General features: G+C 35.2%; 31 protein-coding genes and 1 pseudogene. 3 read left to right on the top strand and 29 right to left on the bottom strand.

The annotated features are described in order from the left end of the window. Nucleotides 1-8 precede the first annotated feature (8 nt). From WMO38_RS01880 to WMO38_RS01835, 10 genes are all read right to left on the bottom strand, one after another. Entirely contained in the window at nucleotides 9-149 is a 141-nt protein-coding gene (locus WMO38_RS01880) for a cyclic lactone autoinducer peptide (protein WP_006859579.1), read from the bottom strand. Then, on the bottom strand, nucleotides 136-729 hold the full coding sequence (locus WMO38_RS01875; protein ID WP_117996888.1) for an accessory gene regulator B family protein: 594 nt from the start codon (nucleotides 727-729) through the stop codon (nucleotides 136-138). Before WMO38_RS01875 ends, WMO38_RS01880 begins: the two co-directional genes overlap by 14 nt. A 135-nt stretch (nucleotides 730-864) precedes the next feature. Beyond that, complete coding sequence (locus tag WMO38_RS01870; RefSeq protein ID WP_349161207.1) at nucleotides 865-2,169, bottom strand: sensor histidine kinase; 1,305 nt, start codon at nucleotides 2,167-2,169, stop codon at nucleotides 865-867. Beyond that, a complete protein-coding gene (locus WMO38_RS01865) occupies nucleotides 2,170-2,895 on the bottom strand; it encodes a LytR/AlgR family response regulator transcription factor (RefSeq protein WP_330615695.1) in 726 nt (241 codons plus the stop codon). It lies immediately after the preceding gene. A gap of 189 nt (nucleotides 2,896-3,084) precedes the next feature. Next, the gene (locus tag WMO38_RS01860; protein WP_118375753.1) at nucleotides 3,085-3,669 is read right to left on the bottom strand and encodes an accessory gene regulator B family protein; all 585 of its coding nucleotides are present in this window, start codon (nucleotides 3,667-3,669) and stop codon (nucleotides 3,085-3,087) included. Between the two features lie 14 nt (nucleotides 3,670-3,683). After that, on the bottom strand, nucleotides 3,684-3,848 hold the full coding sequence (locus tag WMO38_RS01855; protein WP_006859755.1) for a cyclic lactone autoinducer peptide: 165 nt from the start codon (nucleotides 3,846-3,848) through the stop codon (nucleotides 3,684-3,686). 103 nt (nucleotides 3,849-3,951) lie between these two features. Next, nucleotides 3,952-5,238 carry a sensor histidine kinase gene (locus tag WMO38_RS01850; protein ID WP_118332359.1) on the bottom strand — a complete coding sequence of 429 codons (1,287 nt, stop codon included), beginning with the start codon at nucleotides 5,236-5,238 and terminating at the stop codon, nucleotides 3,952-3,954. A gap of 2 nt (nucleotides 5,239-5,240) precedes the next feature. Then, entirely contained in the window at nucleotides 5,241-5,948 is a 708-nt protein-coding gene (locus tag WMO38_RS01845) for a LytR/AlgR family response regulator transcription factor (protein WP_015567858.1), read from the bottom strand. Between the two features lie 52 nt (nucleotides 5,949-6,000). Next, a complete protein-coding gene (locus WMO38_RS01840; protein ID WP_349161206.1) occupies nucleotides 6,001-6,324 on the bottom strand; it encodes a helix-turn-helix domain-containing protein in 324 nt (107 codons plus the stop codon). Nucleotides 6,325-6,631: 307 nt separating this feature from the next. Next, nucleotides 6,632-6,934 (bottom strand): MmcQ/YjbR family DNA-binding protein, encoded by a 303-nt coding sequence (locus tag WMO38_RS01835; RefSeq protein WP_227701398.1) that lies wholly within the window; start codon nucleotides 6,932-6,934, stop codon nucleotides 6,632-6,634. A gap of 165 nt (nucleotides 6,935-7,099) precedes the next feature. Here WMO38_RS01835 and WMO38_RS01830 point away from each other — a divergent pair, with 165 nt between their 5' ends. Then, nucleotides 7,100-7,714, top strand: a complete 615-nt coding sequence (locus WMO38_RS01830) for a hypothetical protein (protein WP_227701397.1) — start codon at nucleotides 7,100-7,102, stop codon at nucleotides 7,712-7,714. A gap of 2 nt (nucleotides 7,715-7,716) precedes the next feature. On the opposite strand, the gene WMO38_RS01825 is transcribed toward WMO38_RS01830, so the two are convergent. The 11 genes from WMO38_RS01825 to WMO38_RS01775 form a co-directional block, all read right to left on the bottom strand. Continuing rightward, nucleotides 7,717-8,220, bottom strand: a complete 504-nt coding sequence (locus tag WMO38_RS01825) for a hypothetical protein (protein WP_207734401.1) — start codon at nucleotides 8,218-8,220, stop codon at nucleotides 7,717-7,719. A gap of 58 nt (nucleotides 8,221-8,278) precedes the next feature. Further along, nucleotides 8,279-8,866 carry a hypothetical protein gene (locus tag WMO38_RS01820; RefSeq protein ID WP_195287306.1) on the bottom strand — a complete coding sequence of 196 codons (588 nt, stop codon included), beginning with the start codon at nucleotides 8,864-8,866 and terminating at the stop codon, nucleotides 8,279-8,281. A gap of 218 nt (nucleotides 8,867-9,084) precedes the next feature. Then, complete coding sequence (locus tag WMO38_RS01815; RefSeq protein ID WP_195287307.1) at nucleotides 9,085-9,339, bottom strand: hypothetical protein; 255 nt, start codon at nucleotides 9,337-9,339, stop codon at nucleotides 9,085-9,087. An 11-nt stretch (nucleotides 9,340-9,350) separates the two neighbouring features. After that, the gene (locus tag WMO38_RS01810; protein ID WP_195287308.1) at nucleotides 9,351-10,451 is read right to left on the bottom strand and encodes a TIGR04066 family peptide maturation system protein; all 1,101 of its coding nucleotides are present in this window, start codon (nucleotides 10,449-10,451) and stop codon (nucleotides 9,351-9,353) included. After that, nucleotides 10,444-11,850, bottom strand: a complete 1,407-nt coding sequence (ccpM, locus tag WMO38_RS01805) for a Cys-rich peptide radical SAM maturase CcpM (protein WP_195287309.1) — start codon at nucleotides 11,848-11,850, stop codon at nucleotides 10,444-10,446. The genes WMO38_RS01810 and ccpM overlap by 8 nt, the downstream gene beginning before the upstream one ends. Nucleotides 11,851-11,929: 79 nt before the next feature. Further along, the gene (locus WMO38_RS01800) at nucleotides 11,930-12,124 is read right to left on the bottom strand and encodes a CLI_3235 family bacteriocin precursor (RefSeq protein WP_195287310.1); all 195 of its coding nucleotides are present in this window, start codon (nucleotides 12,122-12,124) and stop codon (nucleotides 11,930-11,932) included. 67 nt (nucleotides 12,125-12,191) lie between these two features. Beyond that, on the bottom strand, nucleotides 12,192-12,782 hold the full coding sequence (locus WMO38_RS01795; protein WP_195287311.1) for a hypothetical protein: 591 nt from the start codon (nucleotides 12,780-12,782) through the stop codon (nucleotides 12,192-12,194). 189 nt (nucleotides 12,783-12,971) lie between these two features. Beyond that, complete coding sequence (locus WMO38_RS01790; RefSeq protein WP_195287312.1) at nucleotides 12,972-14,678, bottom strand: ABC transporter ATP-binding protein; 1,707 nt, start codon at nucleotides 14,676-14,678, stop codon at nucleotides 12,972-12,974. Further along, nucleotides 14,671-16,113, bottom strand: coding sequence for a S8 family serine peptidase (locus tag WMO38_RS01785; RefSeq protein ID WP_349161203.1), 1,443 nt, complete (start codon nucleotides 16,111-16,113; stop codon nucleotides 14,671-14,673). The genes WMO38_RS01790 and WMO38_RS01785 overlap by 8 nt, the downstream gene beginning before the upstream one ends. A 434-nt stretch (nucleotides 16,114-16,547) precedes the next feature. Further along, nucleotides 16,548-17,852, bottom strand: a complete 1,305-nt coding sequence (locus WMO38_RS01780) for an IS30 family transposase (RefSeq protein WP_069432380.1) — start codon at nucleotides 17,850-17,852, stop codon at nucleotides 16,548-16,550. Next, nucleotides 17,830-17,970: a hypothetical protein gene (locus tag WMO38_RS01775; RefSeq protein WP_157579697.1), complete on the bottom strand. Its 141-nt coding sequence runs from the start codon at nucleotides 17,968-17,970 to the stop codon at nucleotides 17,830-17,832. The genes WMO38_RS01780 and WMO38_RS01775 overlap by 23 nt, the downstream gene beginning before the upstream one ends. A 162-nt stretch (nucleotides 17,971-18,132) precedes the next feature. On the opposite strand from WMO38_RS01775, the gene WMO38_RS01770 reads away from it, so the two are divergent. Further along, a complete protein-coding gene (locus WMO38_RS01770) occupies nucleotides 18,133-18,888 on the top strand; it encodes a DNA-directed RNA polymerase subunit alpha C-terminal domain-containing protein (RefSeq protein ID WP_022155153.1) in 756 nt (251 codons plus the stop codon). A gap of 75 nt (nucleotides 18,889-18,963) precedes the next feature. Here the strand turns inward: WMO38_RS01770 and WMO38_RS01765 are convergent, their stop codons facing one another. From WMO38_RS01765 to WMO38_RS01755, 3 genes are all read right to left on the bottom strand, one after another. Continuing rightward, nucleotides 18,964-19,197, bottom strand: a complete 234-nt coding sequence (locus WMO38_RS01765) for a helix-turn-helix domain-containing protein (protein WP_118548248.1) — start codon at nucleotides 19,195-19,197, stop codon at nucleotides 18,964-18,966. A 219-nt stretch (nucleotides 19,198-19,416) separates the two neighbouring features. After that, nucleotides 19,417-20,229 (bottom strand): hypothetical protein, encoded by an 813-nt coding sequence (locus WMO38_RS01760; RefSeq protein WP_331866311.1) that lies wholly within the window; start codon nucleotides 20,227-20,229, stop codon nucleotides 19,417-19,419. A 79-nt stretch (nucleotides 20,230-20,308) separates the two neighbouring features. Further along, nucleotides 20,309-21,160, bottom strand: coding sequence for a hypothetical protein (locus tag WMO38_RS01755; protein ID WP_022155156.1), 852 nt, complete (start codon nucleotides 21,158-21,160; stop codon nucleotides 20,309-20,311). A 267-nt stretch (nucleotides 21,161-21,427) separates the two neighbouring features. On the opposite strand from WMO38_RS01755, the pseudogene WMO38_RS01750 reads away from it, so the two are divergent. Continuing rightward, nucleotides 21,428-21,777 (top strand): annotated as a pseudogene (locus WMO38_RS01750) (tyrosine-type recombinase/integrase); the annotation flags it as partial. Nucleotides 21,778-21,815: 38 nt separating this feature from the next. Here WMO38_RS01750 and WMO38_RS01745 read toward each other — a convergent pair. From WMO38_RS01745 to WMO38_RS01725, 5 genes are all read right to left on the bottom strand, one after another. Continuing rightward, nucleotides 21,816-22,073 carry a site-specific integrase gene (locus tag WMO38_RS01745; protein ID WP_117690987.1) on the bottom strand — a complete coding sequence of 86 codons (258 nt, stop codon included), beginning with the start codon at nucleotides 22,071-22,073 and terminating at the stop codon, nucleotides 21,816-21,818. A 155-nt stretch (nucleotides 22,074-22,228) separates the two neighbouring features. After that, nucleotides 22,229-23,152, bottom strand: a complete 924-nt coding sequence (locus WMO38_RS01740) for a DUF6674 family protein (protein WP_117690986.1) — start codon at nucleotides 23,150-23,152, stop codon at nucleotides 22,229-22,231. 60 nt (nucleotides 23,153-23,212) lie between these two features. After that, nucleotides 23,213-23,902 carry a SpoVG family protein gene (locus tag WMO38_RS01735; RefSeq protein ID WP_008395320.1) on the bottom strand — a complete coding sequence of 230 codons (690 nt, stop codon included), beginning with the start codon at nucleotides 23,900-23,902 and terminating at the stop codon, nucleotides 23,213-23,215. A gap of 3 nt (nucleotides 23,903-23,905) precedes the next feature. After that, nucleotides 23,906-24,304, bottom strand: coding sequence for a hypothetical protein (locus tag WMO38_RS01730; RefSeq protein ID WP_117690985.1), 399 nt, complete (start codon nucleotides 24,302-24,304; stop codon nucleotides 23,906-23,908). Then, nucleotides 24,297-24,563 (bottom strand): sortase (locus WMO38_RS01725; RefSeq protein ID WP_349161199.1); only part of this gene is annotated, 267 nt, incomplete at its 5' end. The genes WMO38_RS01725 and WMO38_RS01730, both read right to left, overlap by 8 nt.

The raw sequence follows: 24,563 nt of genomic DNA, 5'->3' as shown, positions 1-24,563 counted from the left end.
ATAACCTTTTACCTTTTTTTTATGTTCGGACGTTTCGGCTGATGCCATATTCCTAAACACGCAGGTGGAAATCCATCTATCCCATATACAGCTTCTTTTCTCATGACACGTTCTACAACCTTCAACACTTTCTTATTAACCTGCTTCATTCTCTCTCACCTCCTGTTTAAAAATTTTTGCTATACACAGCAAAGCTGCACATAATATAACAGCTATTGCCATATAACTAATGTAAACCATATCCGCATCTAACAGAACACATCCCAATATTATACACCCCTCAAGTAAAACAATAGTCCTTGCGGATTTTTTCGATTCCATCAATTCCTCTGATGTCATGTGCATATTAGGATGATTCACTGTACCAATCAATCCTATCCCCGTTATAGCAATTACCAATATTGCAAATAACCATTGCGGATGTTCTGACAGTCTTGCACTGATAATTACAATAACTAAATAAGAAACAACGGTTGCCAAATAACATTTATAAAACTTGTCCAAATGATATCCGCCAGTTCGCTTTCTTAATTCTAAGAAAAACACAAGAAAAAATATAGTTGGAAACAGTTTATGGAACGCCAAACTGATTACGATAATACTGCCAACCGTAATAAATTTCTCAATCCAACAGATAAAGACATAAATATATCTTTCTTCCATGTCTTTATCAATTAACCTTGCTTCTGTCATCTGACCAATTAAATCATCCGCTATTTTTTCAATCATAGTTATGCCTCCTGCCAAATTAAGTATAACTTTATCTGTTTACAAAACAATATCCATTGCAGAAAGTGACCTTTTTTTGCAGAAAATGACAAAAAAGTGATTTGCTGACAGCAAATCACTTTTTTAAGGTTCATCTTAGTTTGGCAATATAACTGAGAAGTAGAACTCATTATTATCATTTCGTATAGCATAAGAACCTTGATATTTTGTTATAACCTCAATTATATTTTTTATTCCAATCCCATGCTCATCCATTTCATATTTCTTTGAGGTCTGTATTTCTCCATCTTTAATATTAAGTTTACCATCATATGTATTCTTTACAGATATAATAATGTTGTCTTTCTCTTTAACCAGTTTCATTTTCATAACTTTTTTGCCTGAGCACTTTTCACAAGCCTCTATTGCATTATTCAAAAGATTCGATAATATAACAACAATATCCTCATCACGCATTTTAATTCCTGATAGATCATTGATTTGAAAAATAAATACCATTCCTTTATCCAATGTTTCCTTATATTTGCTATTTAATATAGCATCAATAATCACATTATTTGTTTTAATATAATCTAATTCTGTACTTAAATTTCCGCTTATGCTTCTCACATAATCCTTTAGTTCATCATAATTTTCCATCTCTATCAAAGACTCAATGCACATAATCTGGTTCTTATATTCATGTGTTTTTTTCCGTTGTTTAACAAAATTTTCTGAAATAGAGCGGTACATGTCTGTCTGATTTCGTGCTTTCAGTTGAAATACTTCATTTTCACGAATCTTAATTTCACGCTTTAATATGTCATTTATCATACAGAACACAACTATATTCATTCCTGCCAAACACAATGCTATAACCAAGAATACATTTTCCTGCTTTTGATTCTCAATGCTTCCAGATGTTATGAACAATGCAATAACTGTGAAAATTGTAAAAAGTGGAAAAAAGATAAATCGAAGCCAATCTGTACTTCTTAAAACATCCGAGGACTCCCCTCCTATTTTCTTCCTGATAAGCAGAACAACTAGAAAAAGAATTATTTTTGCCAAAACTGTTATTAAACTTCCACCTACAAAATGTGACTCATTAATTTCTGCTACACTATGAAAGAGAGAGACATTTAGCCAAAGTGTAAAATAGTCTACAGAAAGCAGCAATGCTTGAAATAATAATGATACGATTATTGCTTTTTTTAAATGGATTTTAAAATAAAAGCTCATAAACAGCGCAATGACAACAATAGCTAACATCTGCTTTAGAACAAACTGATCATAAAATAACAAAGCTATTATATATCCACATATTACCGTTCCTAAAATAATACTACAGTTTCTCCAATTATTTTCGGATCTCTTTTCAGCAAAACTTTCAAAAAATATTTTACAACATATTATTTCCAATACCGTCAGCATTATACTTTGAATGTAATTAACCAACATCTATATTTCTCCTTTATACGAAACAAATGTTTCTTCAACAAATTTATACCGTGCTTTTGGAATTTCTAATTTAATACCATTGTTCAATAACGCCTCATACCGGCTGACTTTCTCAATATGTTTCATATTAACCAGATAACTTTGATGTATCCGGATAAAATCATTACCTTGCAACTCTTTTTCCAGCTCATCTAGTTTGCCATATATTGAATATTTTTTTAACTTGTCCTCCATAATGTAAAACTCAAGTTTATGCAATCTGCTCTCTATGTATAATAAACGCTCTAATGCTACAATCTTTGTACCCTCATTAAAGTTAAATTTCTTCTTTGGGGCTACATAATTCATATTCAAGCTGATTGCATCCATACACTCAAATATTAATTCTGGAAAATTTACATTATTTTTCAAAATATATCTTATAGCTCCTACGCTGTATCCTTGAGGGGCACATGTAATAAATGCTGTAACAAAAACTATAAAAACATCATTGCTGACTTTTCTTATTTTCTGCGCAGTTTCCATTCCATCCAGTTCATCCATATTTACATCCAGAAAAACAATATCATACTTTGCTAGATTGATACCTAAACTTATAAAATCCTTTCCTGATTCAAATTCATCAATTTCGTACAATATATCATTTTCGTTCATATATTCTATTAAAATATCATGAATACGTTTTCTAAAATGTCTTTCATCATCACATATAGCAATTCTGAACATATGCTCATCTCCTTCCACACACAAATTTGACATACTTCTTTCATTTGGTTGGATTATTTTTTGTATATTTTCCTATTTTTTATTATATTTCGGCATTTTCATCCAAAATTTTAACCATTACTCTATATTGCTAATATCCCATGTTCATCTACAAAATTATATATCAATACCTATTTTTAATACATTTTGCTATTGCACATATCGTTTCACTGCAATCTTTCCCATAACCATAAATACTGCTATCAGGACTATACTTACATACCCGGCATAAAAATAATCTTGCAGATCCAGACAAAACAAAATGATAAGAACACATACCTGCAATGCCGTTATGCAATGTGTTACCCTTGCATAATACCTTCTTTCTTCCTCATCAAGCGGTTTATTGATACTTTCCACTGGGGCAAGGACAATAATAATTACCACGGCAAGAACTCCGATCAATAAAATCAAGGCATTAGGAACATTTTTCATTACAGGCTCATATGTATAAACCGGAATAAATAAAATTGCCATTGAAATCAAAAAACAGCCGATTCTACTCTTACAGTGGCTGCCCCCACTATAGCTTCTCAACGAGGCATAAAATAACAGGAAGACCAGAACAAGTCCCGGTCTCCCCGTCACAATGCCAAATATTCCAGAAGCCAAAAGGTTTCCTGCAACAACAATACCATTTTCTATCCCATATTGGTACAGTTCTGCCTCCTCTTTTTGCACAATCCCCTTTTGTATCAATATTTCATTTATCTTCTTTGCAAATTTAGCAATCATACCCTGTTACCACCTTAAAATTTTCTAAGTTTTTTCGCATTATCCGGTAACTTGTCCTGTCCGAAAATAAACCAGCAGCAACGGTTCATATTTGTTGCAGTTACCGTAAGGGCAAGTGCTGCCACGCTGCTTAATGCTCCATGACTGAGTCGGTTCATCAATCTTCTTAATTTTGACATATATGTATGTCCTCCTTTTCATTTGATGAATGCACTATATCATACTTTACAGGAAAATCCGTCAAAGTGTAACAGATTGACATTTAAGTGTAACACTTTGCATTTATTCCCTCACTTCAATTCCATAGAGCATTGCTGAAACCTCAAATATATCCCCTTTATCTGTAAAACTGACCGTTCCATTGTATTTTTCTATCACTTTACGGACACTCTGAACACCATGCCCATGTCTGATATTATCTTTCTTGGTTGTTTTCAGGCTTTTATTTTTCTTTCCTGTTTTGCTGTTTGTTATTACAAGAAGCAAAATCCCCGACTGGTACTTATTTTCAATCTTTACAAAACGCTGTCCCTCCGGCACCTTGCTACAGGCTTCTACCGCATTATCCACAAGATTTCCATACAATACACCTATATCCCCGTGATCAAGCTGCATCTGCTTTGGAATACGAATAGATGTTTCTACTTTTATTCCCCTCGCCTTTGCCCTGCCAAATTTAATGCGGAGCACAGAATCTACGATTGGATTATCAGAATACTGCTTTTCATCTATCTGCTCAAATTCCTTGCACATCGCACCGATTTTCTCTGAAAGTTCCTGCCCATCACTATTTTCCACCAGATAATACAGTTCATGCAATTTATGTTTCATATCGTGCTTTAACTTCTGCACTTCCTTATTCTGTTTTTCTGCTTCTTCATAATAGATGTCTTTATAGTGCATTTCTTCCCTGTACATTGCATCCTCATACTGTTTTTGCACAAGATAATTAAAGCGTTCCATCATATACAGCATAAAATAATCTGTCAGGACAATGGAAATTACAATACTGGCACACATAAGCAGGCTTTTTTCACTGCCAGCTTCCAATGACAAAAGAATAACAAAGCAACAGTTCAACACCGTAAAGGCAAATACCATAACAAGCACACCCAAAATTTCTTTCGGAAAATCAGCAATCTGCATCCCTTTCTTTGAAATCAATTTTGACAGAATATACATCACATTTCCACGAACAAAGCTGCATATTACCATTACAAAATAATATTTATAACTTTCTCCCATATGAAAATTCATCGCATGGAGTAACAGCAAAGCTACAGGTTCAAACAGCATTCCAATACCCATGAATGTCACAATATTTATAATTCTCGTCCACATTCCTGATATATAATAAAATGATAACAGTATAAGCACAATCAAAAGAGTCGCAAGATTCAGATACGGATTTTTTATGCTACTGACAAATGTCCATATAATTGCAGCAATGGTAAATCCAGCCAATATCCATACCTTTGATACTGGTTTCATTTTCTTATTGGAATGAAAATAATACATAAACACTGCCAGATCAAACAGGCTGATGGCAAAGCGTATCACATATTCCATCCTTAAACCATCCTCCTTACAAACTCCATATGTTTTTCTTTTAAATTCTGCTTATGGGAACGGGCAATCAGAAGTCTTTCTTCATTGTCCATCACTACTTCATCTCCCTCAATCGCCCTGATATGCCCAAGATTGATGATATATGATACATGAATATGGGCAAAAACCTTATCATCAAGCTGTTTCCATATTTCTTCAGTTGTCATATTTGCCTTGAAATTTTCTGAGATCGTATGTATCACTGCCTGACGACCTTTCTTCTCAAAATACACAATATCATCGCAGCTAATACGAAACTGATTTTTTCGGAACTGAAAGACAAAGTCACGCTTTATCATATGAAGATACTGCATGGCTTTTAAAAGGACGGACTCCAGCTTTTCCACTGTAATCGGTTTAGAAATATAGTCAAAGGTAATAACCTCAAAAACATCCATAACATACTGCGTATATCCAGTCAGGAATACAAACAATGCTTTGGCATCTATTTTCCGGATTTCTTTTGCAAGCTGCAAACCATTCATCTCCGGCATTTCAATGTCAAATATATACAGATGATACATTTCCCCATCATCTATAACATGCTTCAGCAACTCCTTCGCTGTAAAATACACTTCATAAGAAAACTGGTACTGCGCTAACTTATCAAAAGCACTTTCCAGCATTTCTACATCTGTTCTGCTGTCATCACAGACCGCAATATTAAGCATAACACTTCCTCCTTTTCGGGCTTGGAAGTAGGAAGCACTTCAATTTATCTAATCAACTTAGATAAATAAGCCAGCACACGGTCAAAAAATCATTTCTCTGCTCCTTTGTGCTGTTCGCAACATAGTAATCCAGATTAAAATCTTTCATACTGCTCTCACCTGTTATCAGATATGTAGGATCAATTCCATATTTATGATAGAGTGTCAACACTTTATCTACAGATATTCCCGTTATACCCGCCTCAAGCTTTCGATAATGTTCTACTGTAACATCCAATACATCCGCAATTTCTGACTTTTCGAGGTTCATATTCAGTCTTGCCTCTCTTAGTCTCTTTCCTATCTGTATATTGGCATCTTTTCTTCCTGTGTCCAAGATTTTGCACCTCTTTTCCATGTTAATCATATCAATGGGACTTTGATTCTCATAGTCCAGAAAACAACCCAATGTACATCATTTTATGCTCGTAAGTAGGTTAATTTGTGCTTTTATTAAAAAAACGAATGGCACATCTGATACCATTCGTCTTTATCTGCTTTATATTCTGTTGTAAATCCTATTAGCGGACGTTTTTTGGCTATTTATCATATCCATCACTGCATTTCTTTTACTCTGACATCCACAGTATTTTTAAAATTTTCAATCTGATGTGAATACTGTTCATTCATAAGCGTGGAATGAATCATAAAATCCGCTGTTGCAGAAGAATTGTCATCCAATTGCTTTTATCCATGTAATATCCCGGCAGAAAGCCTTTCATGTGTGTCATAACACTTATCATATCCGGCTTACATTTTACAACCATAATATCAACCCTATCTTTTGTATCCAATCCGATTTTAAAGCCTTCCAAATTCATAAATACTGCGTACCATTTTCCATTGTCATTACGAAGTATTGCACTATCTGGTAAATCATTCCACAGATATTCTGGAATTGTTCCATATTGTTTTTTTACATATTGAAATATAGTGTCTCTGTACATACTGTGTATATCTCTGATCTTGTACTTTCATATTTATAAGTTTTGTACCAATAAAATTTCTGATAGTATATTCAATTTATAGAAAAAAGCGAAAATATTTAGTATAATGCTTCTTATAAAGAACTATATTTCATTTTGAATTATATATTTTCAAGGAGTATTTATATGAAAATAATAAAAATTTTGAATTATATATTTCCATTGATAATAGGCGCCTTATGCTCATATATGGGATCATTGACACATATTGGAAAAAATAATATATTGCAGATTATTATGATTTTTACATTAAGTGTCATTTTTTCTATTTTATTATTTTATGATGCAAAAACAGAACTTGATAAGTTGCAGAAATCTTATCACAATAATTATTCGAATATTATAACCAAGTTCCTAATTCTCAAAAATATTGTTATACAATTGTTTGCAATAATTATTGGAGCAGTTTGTTCATCTTTAGGAAATTGGGATAAAAATCAATCTGGTTTTTCTATTAAATCTAATATCCTTATCATTTTGGGAATTATTTATATATTGTTTGTTATATACAGTATATATAATGATGAAAAAATAGATAGCAATATTAAGAAATATGTTTCTAATATTGAAATGTTGAATGAGATATATGAGAATGTTCAAACAAGCATAGTCTGTATTAATCATGCAATTATAAAAGAAGCAGATAAAAGCCGAATAAAAAATCAGCCCCGAACTGTCATAGTTCAAAGACTGATTTTATTTAATGTTATTCATGCAAATGTGTATGTAGGGAATATTTAATTCTACTCTTCTAAAATATAAGTTATCGTCATTTTAGGTCGTGAATATTTTGTACCCCCGATAAATGCAGAACCAAGACTCGGAGATGCAATATTGGTTCCTGTCATATACACAGACCATGTTCCGGCAGCTTTTTCCGCAATAAATAAATTGGTAGTAGTCACATTACCTCTGCCCCAACCAACAGTATGAGTTTCTCCACTTGGGCTGGTAATGGTAAGGCTCTGCGCCAATATTGCTCCTTTTCCACCAATCACAGATGCATTGGAACAATCAATCTTAACTTCTTTTACAATCGCATTATCTGGCAGACCGTTATAATTAAAAGTGACCGTATTGGAATCCCCTGTAACTCCCGGCATCAATGCAATCGACATATCTTTATTTGCTGATTGCATTGCATCTTTTGTACCTGCTGCAAACACTGTTACCTGTGAAGCAAACAACATTGTGAATACCAAAGCAACCGCTATTATTCTCTTTACTTTCTTCATTGACTTTACCATAATCGTATTCCTCCTGTCTGTCAAATTCCCCTTATATACATTTGTTGAATTACATGTTTTATGCTTTCATATCGAAATTACTTTGCACCACAACACTTTCATTTGTGATTTCTACATTTGTTCCAGTGTTCAGCGCTTTTCTTGCATCATGATATGCCTCATAATATACTGATTTTAACGTTGAATGCACATCTGTCTCTGCTTTTGTCTCTTTCTCATGCCACCCTACTCCTTGTGTGTATGTAAGAACTTCTTCCCCTCCTTCATTATATATATGAATCGCAGAACCAGTTCCCTCTCCCTGATATTCAGCCTCATATGGTATCCCAAATAAAATACACATCCATCTTTTGTCTGCCTCCTGTATCTCTTTCATATCCCCCATATTTTCAGAACTCATTGATTGGTTGAACTTACCTATCAGTGCCGCCCGATTTGGTGCCACTTTAGTAACCTCTGCTTTCCGCAAGTTCATAAACTCATTTCCCATATATACATTGTTTTTCGCGTCCTTCTTAGCCAGTTCAACAATTTTCTCTTTCAACGAATCCGTTAATTGCCACTTGCTCTTTTCAGAAATTTTTTTAACACTACTGCCAGAACTGCCCGACACTTTTACCGTATTGATAGTATTTAATATATCCATCTCTATTACCTCGTATTATGTTTAAATTCATATCCTACACTCTGAGTTTGCATTACTGTATTATGTATAACAGCCATTTAATTTCTTCTTTCGTTATTCGATATAAATATGTTAAAATATGTCCATATCTACAAATATAAGTAAAATATTTAATATTTCAATTACCCTTGCAGAAAGTGAATTATTTTTTGGAGAAAGCAGCAAAATTTTCTTAACAGCTACATATGTTCTGTAACCAATTCTAATATTATCTTAGAAATATCATTATACGAATTAAACTTCCCATCTGCTATGTACTCATCAGGAATCCTTATACCAAATTCTTTCTCAATTCTTGTAAAAAAAACAAGCATTTGGTATGGCATCACATCAAATCTTTTAGACAACAGAGGATAGTCTTTCTCCTCTTCTGTCATATTGTCTATATTCACATTAAGCGTTGCCTTGATCATTTCTTTAATCTTTTTTTCCATTTTACCTCCAATTACAATGATTGAAACTCATCATACTCGCCTAATTTTTCAATCATGTTCTGGTATAGTTGTGACACAGTGCTGCAAGTATAAACGGGAATTTCGGTGTAATTTACATCCTTTACCCTTTTGTCTACTGTTAATTGTCCTAAATGTATATATTCTATTGGTGCCAATTTATCCAATGAATACGCATCTTGTTCCATATCACCTACATAAAAACTATCTACTTCTACATTAAACTTATACTTCATTACGTTACGTAATTCATCTAAGTAATTTTTACCTAAAGTATTGCCATAGAGTGACATAATAAAATAATCAGGATTTATTGCATTTAAAACCTCAAAGGAAGTTATTCCAAAATATCCTACCTGTTTTTTGCTATCTGGCATTATCCCCCCTGGAATACCTATTAAAATTACATCCGGCTTTTCCGACTGTTCTATCCATTTTAGATAATGATTATACATTAGAATTTTTTTCTTTTCTGATACTCCCTCATCATACATAAACGTCGGAAATTTCTGCCCATTATACAACAATGCCTCATTTCTACTGGATACCCATACAACCTTATACTTGTCTTTTTGTAGTGAAATAACTAAATCCATTTGCAATTCCATTTTATTAGTCTTTTCTCCCATACCAGCAACTGTTATTATAGGCGTACTAATATCATACAAAATTTCTTCTCCATCAAAAACAACATTTTCTATATCCTTAGAAAAAAATTGAACTTCAACTTTATTCTTTTCACATATAGTATCTATTTTGGTAATTATCTCATCAGATAGACTTTTAAAGATCCAAATTGTTTTATTCATCTGAGCCATTCTGTCTATAATTTGAACTATGTAATTTTCATCTATATTATGCTCTGGTTCAGCCAGTAGAAAAATATCAAATTCCTCTTCATTCAATTTCTCCGATATATCTTCTACGTGTATATTTCTTGAAGTCGTATCCGAAACATCAAATATATTTCTTCCCACATACCCCCACCCACGAATGCTAAATACCTTGCTTATTTCAAAGCCAACCATACTTTCTGAATTTTTTAACAAAGGATAAAAATTCTCATCATATGGAAATACTGCAATTCTATTCAAAACTACACCCCATTTCTCTCAATGTACAATATTCAATCATTCTTAACTCACAACCCTTTTTAATATCATTACATCGTGCCAGCCGTTTTTCTGGACATAATTTATCTCCATCATCTATACCAGATGCACACGAATTACAATATTCTATCGCCCAACAATTCTTACATTGTTCTGCTGTTAATGCCCCTACGTTTAATAAACTTTTAATTTTTTCTATATCAAATCCATCCTGTAAATTACCTATAACATAAGCGTTACAGGTTTCGCTTACTCTTTCACAAGGATAAAAAACTCCTTCAACTGTCACAAATAATCTTACTGCTCCAGCTATACATGGTCCTGATGGATGGCATGTCTTTCCTCTGCTATATGGTGCTTTTATTTTCTCATGTATTTCTTGTTTCAATGATCCCACTTGATTATCCACTATTTTAGATGTAAACTTTTTATCCAGTCTTCCAATATATTTTAAATAACATTTAAACAATTCATACCGATAATTTATGTCAAACATCTCACTATATTGAATTTCATGTTTATTGCCATTTTCATTTAGCGTTGTTGCGCCAACAACAGTATTTTTCATAAAATCATATGTAAAAAAATTACTACTGCATTTAAAATCATTTGTTGAATCTAAAACGGCATTAAAACTTATATTAGAAATATAATCCGGATATCGACCTATCATTTTCTCCAAATTTTTTATAATACACTGAAAAGTACCCGTCTTACTATCCGCAAATACTCTGCTTTGGTTATGTACTTCTTCCGGACCATCCAAACTAATTGTAAGATTAAAATTGTGCTCATACAAAAAATCTGCTATTTCATCCGTTAATAAAGTAGCATTTGAAGTCATATTAAACCTCAATTCTTTTCCCTCATATAGCTTTTCACTATATACAACAATTTTCTTAATAAGTTCCATCTCCAGCAATGGTTCTCCACCGTAAAAGCTAATTACACCTGCATCTTTATTGGTATTATGGGCAAAGTAAAAATCCACTGCCTGCTTTGCGATTTCAAAACTCATTCTTTTTTTCGTATGAGTTCGATTAACATATGAACCGGAATAAACACAATACTTACACCTTAAATTACAATTCTGTGTAACTTGTAAAATAAGTTGTCTTAAATTACCGTTCATATATTCGCCAACTGTATTTAATGCTGAATGTTCTACTATAATATTCTCATTATTAGCTTTCAAATACCCACGCTTTTTTAATCTCGCAATATCCATATCCTGATTCAGAATATCGTTTCCTGCAATTAAATCCTCTATTTTATGAGATACAGCCTCATTAATACGCACTATCGAATTACTATTTACGTCAAAAAAATAAAAATTATCTAATGTCCTGAACAATTTTATAAACGGAATTTTATCATTCATCTCAATCCAACTTTCTTTATAATATTAGGTGGACAATACATAGTACTGCCCACCCTCATATGCTGCGTTGACCTAGCCATTAGTATGCCCATGTGCCTGAGATTGCCTTTGACAACAATTTGGAATAATTCTGCAATCTTAAAGTATTGCTTGCCGTATCGCCTGTACTGCAATCGCATCCCAAAATGCTGCACATTGAATCACAACTGCAACTAGCAAAAGCCACCAGTGTGCCATCCTGTACACAGTTTTTCTTTCCTAATGTTCTTTTCATGCCCATTCCCTCCTTTCCAAATGTATTTATATAATTTACCTAAACACGGTAATTACATATCTTCCAATTACTTTTTGACTGTTTTTTCTTCGTATAATTTTGCAACATCTTCTTTGTGTTGAAATATCTCTTTCAGACGTAAGCTTTCCATATACTCATCGTCAGCCTTTTCCTGATATTGGCGTTTTTTCAATCTCTCTTTCTCCCAAAGTTCATTTAATTCATCTTTTTTACACTTTTTTGAATAAAAACTGTCTTTATCTTTGGAATGCGCCTCAAACGCTCTCCCTGCCTCTTTTGTATGACTCTGCATATAGGAATAACCTTTATATCCATTTTCATCAATGTTTATTAAAGTTCCACCACACATCATATTTGAGCCACGGGCATCCTCTCTGATGATGTTCATCATTTTGTTTTTAAACTCTTTGTCCACCATCATTTTTTCAAATGCACTATCCGTTATTTGTACCGAAATATTCGATCCCCACGACATAGAATCTATTTCTTTCCAAATCTCTTTTTTAAAATTTTCTAATTTTTCTGACTCTGATAGCCCCTGTGTTTGATTAGCACCTGTTGCACCTAATGTAATTCTTTTTGTAAAATTCTTTGTTTGAACAGATAAATTATATCCTAATATAGAATCAACACCCATGCAATTACCTCCCTTTTTCAGATTTATTTATCTATTTCAGATAACTATTGAACTCTCGCTTTTGTGTATATTATCGTGTAAATTATTGCATATATCAAGATGTGTTGCAGAAAGTGACCACTTATTGCAGAAAACGGCACAAAAAAACTTTTCAGACAATCCCTACTATTCTGAAAAGTTTTCTCATACTTAACCCACTTTTTCCATCATAATATTTAATTCTTCATTTTTGCCCACTAACTCGTCATATGTCCCGTTGTCAATAACCACGCCCTCCTTCAGCACGACAATCTGATCCACTTTATTCAATATCTCTTTCTTATGTGTTATCACTATTACCGTTTTTTCTTTTAGTTTTGTATCCAACAGCCCGTTAATCTGCTGCTCCGAATAAGCATCCGTATTTGAAGTGGCTTCATCAAATATAACAATTGGCTTATCATGTATCAAAGCTCTCGCAAGAGCTATTTTCTGTTTCTGTCCACCAGAAAGCATTGCCCCGTTCTGCCCTACCACATAATCAAGTGAAACCTCTTTTATGAAATCTTCCAGTCCGCTGTCCTTGCAGGCTTCTTCCACTATAACATCGTCCACCCGCTTATACAGGCAGATATTATTTCTTATTGTATCATTAAAAAGATAAATCTGCTGGCTCACTACAGACACCATGTTACGGTACTCTGGCAGCGGCAATTCTGAAATATCCTCTGTCCCAAGCATTATCTTACCACTTGTTGGCTCATACATTCTGGTAAGAAGATTGATAATCGTTGTCTTTCCCGAACCATTGCGCCCGATTATAGCTGTCTTACTGCCTTTTGCAAACAAAATATCCACATCTTTTAAAACATATTTTTCTTTTTCATATGCAAAAGAAACCTGTTGCAATTTCAGGTCATCCGGACACAAAGCAGCAGTTTCCCCATTATCTGTTTCTTCCTCCAAGTCCATAAACGCATAATACCTTTTTGTTGACGGGATAATCCCTGATAAGAGATAACCTATGTTAAGGATTGCAGAAATCGGTCCCGTAACATATGAACTGTATGTAATGAAAGCAAACACGCTACCGACTGAAAGCTGTAGGTCAAACACCAAGTTTGCCCCCAATATATATAACAGTGTGGAAAGGAACTGCACCATAAGGCTATCTGTAATCGTATTCCACTGTCCCAGCATATTCATCTGCTTCTGCTTCTCAATAATATCCTTCTGGTTCTGATCAAACTCTTCATGTTTCCTGTCTAAAATATTAAACAGCTTAACTTCCCGTACCCCTCCGACGGTATCCCCAAACCATTTCGCATATTTTTGGTTTTTCTTTATGAACTCGTCCATAATCTGCTTTTGTTTTTTAGCGAAGTATTTCATCACAACACACTTGATCGGTATGAACAGAAGAACCAGTATCGTCATTCTGAAATCTATGATAAATAACCCGATAATGCCGCCTGTCATGCTAAACGCCTGTGTTATTACAAAGAAAACACTGCTGTCGGCAACAGATGTCATCTGGTTAATATCCATGTTAATATTGTTTAACGTCTCCGCATAATTGGTATTGTTAAAATAGTTCACCCGCAGCTTCATAAGATGTGAAAAAGACTGTTCTGAAAGGAAATACTGTATCTTTGCCGAAATGTCAACACGTTTTTTTTCTTTGATTAAATCTATAAGGGAATTTATAGTGTAAATTACCATAGACACCAAAACCAGCTCTATCAGCAATTTCTTGTTTCCACCAATAAAACCATCATCCATGATCCGCCTGCTGATCAGCGGCACACAAAGATTTAATCCGGTAGAAACAAGCAGACAGCCAACAATCACAACTATTGTTTTTTTATATTTGCCTAATAGCAGAAGTAATCTTCTTACAGCCTCTTTGTTACTCATCTTCTTTCTCCGTCAGTTTCGATTCTATAACATGATATATCTCCCCAACATCTTTCCTGTCAATCAGTCCCGGTATTTTTTTCTCAATCTTTTCTCCCTCAAAAGAGAACCATACAGTATTATTATCTCTCTCATTGTAAATATTGATTTGCACATCACAATCAGGATAAACATGTAAAAATTTATCCTTCTCTTCCAATGGAACACACCATATGACCAAATCCCCTTGTTTATAAAAAACCTGGCTTTCTACAAAATTTTTCCAAGCATTAATATCCGATACAGGCTCCGGCATATATTCCAGTGCATATAATACACACTCCGGTTCCATTCCTATCGTATACGCATTATAACCGCCACTTGCAAACGCCCTCTTTAATTCTGTTAGTACATAGAACTTATCTATTGTATCTTCGATTGCCAGTATCACCACTGGAACCTCAAGACCATTTCCTTGATAATGATTATACAAAATCTGTCGCTGTCTGGTTTCTTTGCTCCAAAAAAAGCCCTGCACATCTATATTATGAATATCCTCTTTCCCAAGATAAATTGCACTCTTATTTTTTATCTCCAGCTTTTCCAAATCAGCCATAGAAAAAGCTATTATAGTATCTACTTTCTCCCGTATTTCGTTCAAATCTCCCGAAATCGTTTCAAAGTAATAACTTGCCCTGCTCGTTTTCTTTCCGCCTATTACATAAGCCTTATAAACCCAATCCGGTTCATATACTCCTTCAACCATTTCAATATGGCTTTGCTCTTTTGCATATTCCTTTAATTTTTTTATGCTAAGTGTTTTATCTATATTTAACCTATTTGCAATTAAAGCACATGCATATGGAGCTGCATAACTATTACTCAATGATGTTCTAATCTCTTCATCAAACATTTTAATTATATGTTCAGATGGCACAACAGTATCAATCCCCATTTGCATATAATCTTCGGAATAACTTAAAGGACTTCCTGTTGTTGCCACACCGATTACATTCGTAAAACTAGCTGGATATGATACGAAACCTGAATTTGCCGTTGCCGCCACAATAATCATACCATTATATACATACTTATTAATCAATTTTTTTAGCTTTTCACACTCATTAAAATTCGTAGTTCCAAAACTCAAATTAACAATCTTTATGTTATTCTGATAACACCATTCAAGGGCAGGTTCTATCTTTTCGACCCCACCCTTTCCATTTTTATCTAAAATTCGCACACTATTTAATATGCAATCAGAATTATATTTTTCAAAAATCAATGCACAAAATGTTCCATGCTGAAAATCTGTAATCTGAATTTCCTCTTTATCTTCTATACACCTATTATTATCATATATAACCATTTGTGATTGTATTTTTTCTTTACACATTAAATTACTATTTATTCCATTATCAATAATTGCTACTCTATCTTCTCTCAAATATCTCATTCCAATCTGCACATTATTTGACATTCTTCACAAAACGCTTCTAATATCTTTCAGATAAAAATTACCCAATGATTATTTTATATTAAATTTTATAAAATACAATTAGTCTTGCAGAAAATAGCTACTTATTGCAGAAAATGACCAAAAACCATATTCGTCCCACCCCCACACAGTTCAATAGTCATCCGAGATTCCCGTTTTGTAAACGAGTTTCACATTTTGAAAGCGACCTGCAAATTTTGTACCCGACTTTCCACTTTTGTAATGACTTTCCCGTTTTTCCCTTGCTTTTATGATATAATCACCTTATGGCAGAGTATTTTTTTGCACAAAAACCGGACGTCAGTTTTGGCTTACAAATTTTGCAAGCCATAATTCACGTCTTCTGCTGTTCCTATTTCAGCCGGCGGTCTGTGCTTTATTCTGTCTTCTGGTTACTTTTTGAGAAGTCTTGCGGTGAGGTTGATGTCTTTGGCTGCAACCTCGTGGCATCTAAGCCTCTCCGCCAGGTCTTCTCCATAATAAAAGCTGAACGCTTCATACGGACTTTTTCCGTTCAGTTTCTTTCTCCGGTAGGAATTGATATGGTTCATCATCAGCTCTACGTCTGCCTGCGTCAGTTCATCAAAGCTTCTTCCTTTCGGCAGGATCCTGCGTATAAATTCATGTCCCACCTCGATCTCTGCTTTCTGGTACGGCGCACTTGGATTGCAGTAATAGATCCTCGTCCTTTGAAATCCTTTTCCATCCGGTCCGTTCTCTATACACTTGGGATTGGAAAACTCACTTCCGTTATCCGTCAGGATGACCGGAAACAGCTTCCTAAAATCCTGCCCTCCCAGCCGGTGGTACAGTTCATCATAAATATCTATCACTGACTTTGAGGTGTTCGCTTCCCGCAGGAACCCCAGCATCAGTGACACATTTACAAAATATATCGTCAGCAGGACTTTCCCTCCCTTGCTGCCGATCACGGAATCCATCTGCACCACTGCTGTGTCCGGATGCTGTTCCATATATACTTCGTAATCATGATAATTCCTTCCCACACGGCATCCACGGTCTACTTTCAGCTCCGGTTTTTTATATCTCGGACGGTACTTTACCTTTCTTGGCAGGTCTATGTTCCTGATATCAAACAGGCATCCATCCACGTAGTTGTAGAGGGTCTTTTCACTGCACATCAGTTCATCCTTATGTGTCAGGTAGATCTGATGGATAGACTGCCCCTGTTTTACCAACGGCACCAGGATTTCATTGAGTCTGGCGATTTCCCCTTCCGTAGCAAGGATCCCGCTTCGGGATTCCGATATCTTATCCGTTGCCCGCCTCTGGGCTCCCAGAGCATCGTAAACAGTTTTTGTCAGCGTACACTTCTTTACTTCACTGCATCCGTTGCATACATATGGCGGTTTAAAGCGATGGGTACATATTTCTTCTTCATAATGCTCGCAGTAACGGTTGCATATGAGTTCACACTGTTTACAGACAGCTACCAGTGGATGCCTGCAGTCATTTGTCCCACATACTTTTTTCCTCTTACATGCTTTTCTGTACTTGCAGGTATTATGCGGGTAACTTCCATAACCGGTGTCCTGTTCGATGGAATAGTTCCTGATCTCCTTTGTGATGGTAGTCCTGTCCCTTCCCAGTTTCTCTCCAAGCTCTGTGAAAGTCATATGCTCCTTTAGTCCGCTTTCTATCTCCAGCCGGTCCTCATAATTTAAGAACTTTGCCATACTGTCTCCTTTCCCCGCCAGCTGCTGAAGTTCTGTTAAAAAACAGGAAGAACATTTCTGCTCTTCCTGCATTTGTATCGTCACTTTCACTGCTGTAATTTATTCTGTTTGTAATCAACTTTCCCCCTCACACGGGAATTTCAAAAAACTATTGAGGGCAACATTTTTCTATATAGATACAATAATACAAGGACTAATTTTAGTCCACATTCTTCCTTTTATCCAAAATCAATGATATAATGCTAATAGTTTTATTTATACAGATAAAGGAGTCAAAACAATGGATACCCAAATTGAGCAGCTTAATCTTTCTTCTATTACCAAATTTGCATTAGCATATGCCGGAATTACTACTGTTTCCGAACTTAAGGAATATAATTATATCTCTTTAGCAAATGTTCTTCCTCGTAATTGTTCTCTCAATCCCATTATGAAAGAGCTAAACACATACGGTTACATATTTCCTCCTGAAAATGAAATTCCTATTAGCAGCATTCCTATGTCTAAACGCCTTTATAATATTCTTGATCGTAATAACATACTGTATATCTCCCAGCTAACACATTATGCACGGGAGGAAATCATGCAGTTCCGCAATCTCGGAAGTACTACATTAATTGAACTTGACGCTCTGTGCCAAAAATATCACGTAAAAATAAATTCTCTTTCCATTGTAAAGGAAAGTCTCCAACAATTTAATTTTCCTTCTAAATTATATATTTATCTCTTTAGGAACAATATCCACCACATCAATGACTTTAACGACAAAACCGTATATGACCTCTATTGTATATGTAATAAGGACTACCTCCTTACCATGAAAACATACCGTATATTAAGAAAGCATGGGAACACACCTAAAAGCTGGCATGACAAATTTCTATTTGAAATTACGTCTGAGCCAAAATCTATTACTCTTTTTAAAAAGAATAAACTTACTACCTTGTCTCAGTTTTCAAATTTAACTGAAGCGGATAAAAAAAGAATAACTCCTGCCTTGCTCAAAGATATTTTAAATTATCAGCACAAGAGCTAATTTGATTATCCTAATTTCTACATAAAAAGACAGTCAATTCCACATTATATGAAACTTGACTGTCTTTTTCATTCTCTATTTTAATAACTCATCATAAGTAGTCTCTAATACATTTTTTATTGCCCGGAGCTGCGTTGCCTGAATATGCTGGATTCCACGTTCTATCTTTACCAGAGCTTCTCTTGTAATCATTACATTCTCCAACTGCAACAATGCAACCATTTCCGTCTGCCTGATTCCTTTTTCTTTCCTTATACGCCGGATATTCTTACCAATAAATATCTCATCTTGCTTTATTTTCTGTTCCATCCATTTTCACCATGCCCATGAACCCATTTTGGTTCTTTTTGCATTATTTTATGCAATACGCATGGTGAAAATGGACTTGTTTTAGTCCATGTCACGAAATAAGTGAAAACTTCCGCAATAAAAACTCTATTAATGTATAATGCTCTTACTTATATAAGAATATATAAAATTCCCTTGAGCTGAACCACACTTTCTAGTCCACCTCAAGGGAATCCCTTATTATTCTTCAACTTTTTTACCAAACTTATAATTACTCGGATACTCTATATTATAAATATCCTCTCCGTATGGTATGTCCAATGTATGAGATTCACTTAAAACATATTCCTTATTACCAATCTTAAAAATATCTCCAGCTTCATATTCGTCAAGCAAAATACCACCCGAAGTCAAATTCTTATATCTTGCATCATATCGTTCCTTAGACTGAATTGGACTTGTTGTTTTAGTGGCAGAATAAAATTGTGTTGCTTCCCTATCTCCCATTTTTACTGTGAAAAAGCCATTTTTTATCCCTGCATTTTCCATATATCCTCTTATTTCTTCATCTGAATAAGACAACTGAACATATACAGGGTCTTTTGTCATCATATAATTCCAAAAGCTCGCATACCTTTCCAACACCGGATCATAAGGCTCGCCACGCATAATCTCGGAAACAATAGCGCCTATCCCCTTATTATCTGTGTATAAACAATGCTCCTGTCCGTCACGGGAGACATATTTAAAATACTTATTCTTCCCAAAGTCAATGATATTATCTTCCGCTTTAATTTCATTCAAAGAAGTTCCACTGATTTTAGGTATCTGCTCCGCTGTAAAAAATGTTCCTTCGCATTCGTATATATCGCCTTGTTTTCGTACCTTAGAAATATCATTATTCATAGCAGATAATATACTGTTTGAAATCATTTTATTTCTTTTTCCTGCTGAAGCTGTATAAATTCCTGTATCATACATTGTATTTCTAACAAATAAATCTTTTTTCCTACTTTGAGTAACACTTTGCTGATTGCACATAATATTTGCCAAACTCTGTCTACGACCTAGAATTTGAAGTGAATTACTAAAAGGAAAAAAATTAACATTCATAGCATCACTCTTTCTAAAATTATTGTATAATCACAACATCATCCTCAACATATGTTGATGTAACCGGATATGCATAATACAAAGAAATAGTAGGAGTGAAAGATATATCCTTACTATAGCCATACGTTATTGACCATCTGCCTTTTAATGGCATGTTTAAAGATACTAACCCCGATTTATCCCACGTATATGTAGATAAGTTAACTGTATTATTGCTACTAAGATTTCTAACTGAAATACTATCTACCGCAGTAGTTCTTATTCCACTCATTGAAAGCATATATACTACAGCATCTTCTGGCAGAGCATCCTCAAATCGTAAATCTATAGATGATGAACTATCGCTGCCATTTGCCATGTTTACAGTAGGCATTTCCACTTTACAACTTGCAACAGAATAGGTTGGACCACCTACTAGCAATATATAGTCTGAAGATGATGATGTAATTCCTTTAATTTTTACATAATAAAATCCATCTGTTGATGCCACAAACGGATATGCTGTTGAACCAAATCCTATCTTTGTATATATTTCATCTAAAACAAGACTGCCGTTTGGATCATAAACCTCAAATTCAAAAGGATCATCGTTACAAGTAACATACTGCGTTCCGGCTGACAAATATACCTTAAACCAATCCTCGTCAGTATTACTTGTACTTCCTGTAACTACATGCTGGCTAGGACGACTACCACTGACTGCCTGTGCAGCGGTTTCATGATTTGCCATAATCGTTTCAGCGGTTTCCATAGTATTATTAGGCTCTGTTTCTCTCACACTTTCTGCATGTACAGTCATGCTTGCAGTACCAATAATAAATACAGACATTAAACAGGTTGTCAACATTTTTGCTAATTTTTTTTTGATCATAAAACCATACCTCCTAAGATTTTTGTTTTTCTCAATAATTGAGTACCTAAACTACACTTCTAACATAAACCCGATTCAAACATTTTTACAACTACCTGTGCAGAAAGTGACCTTTTATTGCAGAAAATGACACTCAAAATATAAAAATCCCCTTGAATCAAACCTTAATTCAATTCAAGAGGACTTTTCTCTATCGGCTTTTTCCGCTCTTTGCAGGCTCATTCTTTGTTGCATTATCCTTAATCATTGTTTTCTCTGCTTGCTGAAAATACAAATGTCAAAAAAATATTGCTTGAATATAAAAACATATATTCATCAGAAATCAATCTAATCATTTTTTTGTAAACCCGTCAGGCACTCCTTTGTCAGATCAAACAGTACGGAGAATGATTAACAAATACACTTCTCTTGCTGCTATTGAACAGCATATTACACCTCATATGTTCCGTCGTACATTTGCAAGCTCACTGTTAGATGCAGATGTTGACATTCGATATATTCAGGAAATGCTTGGTCATAGTTCTATCAATACAACTCAGATTTACACTCATGTCACTATGGCAAAGCAAAAAAACATATTAACAACAAAACATTCACGAAATAAGTTTAATTTTTAACCTCTGGTCTACCTTAGCTGACTGATAATACCTGATTATCAGTCAGTTGTCTTTAAATCAAATTCTAATATCAAAAAATAACAATTGATGGAAATAAGTATCAGGTTAATCGTGGAATACGCAGAGCCTTCACGCTCCAATAGCTCCCTGTACTGTATAACCAGCTCCTTTGTTATCTCATTTCCATCCACATATTTCAAAAATTTTTTGACATATCTGGTATAGCTTTCAATCGTTGATTTCGATTTTTCTTTATCTGTCAGGTATCCCACAAATGCTGCTAGGTGCTCATTCATTTTTATCTACTCCCCTCGCACAATTATATTATTACGCAATTACGTGTGTCATTTATTATAAAATGCCACATGTATATAACCAATCTGCCGTAGCGATGACAATAGTGTAGAATCAATAAAATAGGGACGCAGGATATTCTCCCACGCCCCAATTACTATCTGGCTTTATCTTCTCTTACCTTCGATACTTTCTCTGCTGTCCCCACTTTCACATCGGCACCACCTCTAGCCTCAAATGCATCGGCATTATACTGATACTCATGTGCTTCAGCCACCATTGGAGTATACACAATCTCAGCATTGACTCTCTCCGGCTCTGCTTCTGCCCTGTCAGGTACATTCTGCTTCTCACTCTTCGTATTCTCCACACGCTTTTCCTTATCTATCTGCACATTCATCGCCAGATTATCCAGCTTATCAATCGAAGCGTCCAGATGCAGCTCCATTGATACAAGCAGTTTTCTCACTGCTTTCATAGGGGTAAGTACCGCCTTTGTGAGAGGGTGTTTCTGTTCCTTCTGCGAATAATCCACCTCCGGCTTATCTGCAAAAGTACGGAATGCATTAGCTGCTGTCTGACCAGCTTCACGAAATCCTTTTGCAAGAAGTGCTGTCTTTGCTATATCCGTATCCGTGGTCTTTATTGCACCTCTTACATTCTCTCGGATATCAAGAAGCCTTTTCTTAATTCCTAAGAACTCCGACACTCTGTATAATGCAGCTCTTCCCTTTACCTTTGCCTCATCAACTATGCTCTTTGCTGTAGATTTGACCTGTGCTTTCACTTCCAATACCTGCGACTTTATCTGCTCACATCTGGCATTAAGTCGCTCCTTTGCTTCCGACAATGCCTTTTTAGCATTATTGACAAGTGTATCTTCCTGCATTTCCTTAATCTGGTTCTGCATATTGGTGAGTTCTTCCGTCATGGAATCAATCTTTTTCTCCAGTCCATCCACATAGCTGCATATCTCAAATACATCATTTGCCTGCTCTTTCATGGCATTCTTCTTTAATAATTCGAGAAGTTCTCTTATGACCTCCTCGTTGGTAAGTGTTTTTCCTGCTTCTATATCCATTCTGTTTCCTCCATTCTGTAAATGGGGCAGCCTTGGCCGCCCCTGTAACATGATTACTAATTATCGAAAGGGCGTTGCCTCTTTGTCCTTCTCTTTATCGGGATTGCCATGATGTTTCTCGGCACTCTCCCTCGCCTTTTCGTTGCTCTTATCCTTTGCTTTCTCATATTCAGAGATAATCTCATTATAGAGTTTTTCCCTGAAATCCTTTGTGACCGGATAGCAGACATCCTGGTAGATAGGCTTGCCCTGCTCGTCCACCTGCTTTGTCTTATAAGAAGGCATTGATACAAAGATTTTCTCTTTGCCCTGCACGATATTGATGTTATTTACGATGAAACTGTTTTCAAAGTAAATACGGGCAAGTCCTTTGATGTTACTGCCTTCCCTCTCATAAGGTGTCACAGTTACGGAAAACTCAGGCATTTCACGTGTTCTGTCCTGCTTCTGTGTCTCCTCTTTCTCCGGTTCCCTGATTCTTGCATAGGCATCAAGGATATTGGTATAGAGTTCCTCACGAAACTCTGCTGTGATAGGATTGCACACATCCTTATAGATCACACCATTGCTTTCATCACGCTCATTGGAGCGGTATCTAGGCATTGAAACAAAAAGCTCTCCCTTGTCCTTATTCTCAAGGATTGCAATATTGGTGATCTTAAATGAATCACCAAATACTACTGTTGCAAATCCCTTGATGTTGCTGCCCTCTTTTGCCCTTACTTCGTTTACTTTAATTGAATACTTCATATGCTATTCCTCGCTTTCTTTTTGTTCTTTGTTTTGCTCCGGTATGATAAGCTCACACCAAAGCTGTTCTATCTGTTCACAAGACAATCTGCCATTAAGCCAGTTGCCAAGTGTAACGACCATTCCGTCCTGCTCGTAGTAGAGCCACTCCTGTGTTTCAATGTTCCCCTCATACACGATAGTCACATCAAAATCAGGCATAAATAATCCTTCCTCTGCATCCCATACACAGGCTATTCCCTGTCTGAGTGTCAGATTCAGACTTTCGACATACACAGACCAGCCGCTTACAACTATCTGAAAGTCATCATTAATCTCTGCAATATCATCCTCGATGTCAATTAACTCTTCCATTTCCGATACTGCCTCTTCTATCTCAGCTAACCGGTATCTCTTATTCATCCATAACCGCCTCCTTATAAATGCACCTGACCACAAAACGCATGGTTCCTTTCTGGGAACAGGTAAAAAGAGTTAATTCTTTTTCATCTCCCTGTGTCTTGATGCTGTTATCATACGGATTTACTACCTCTGTCTCTGTTACCTCATAGATATGCTCCTGTCCCTTTTTGTCGGTTATCATCACTTCATCACCTATGGATATCTGACTTAGTGGTGTAAAAAATGTGCCATATCTGCTGCCATTGTGACCGCACAATAC

The organism is Lachnospira hominis (ex Hitch et al. 2025), assembly GCF_040096395.1.
In the GTDB taxonomy this organism is placed as follows: Bacteria; Bacillota; Clostridia; order Lachnospirales; family Lachnospiraceae; genus Lachnospira; species Lachnospira hominis.
Note: the sequence above shows the minus strand (reverse complement) of the source record. Positions and strands in the feature narration are given on the sequence as shown.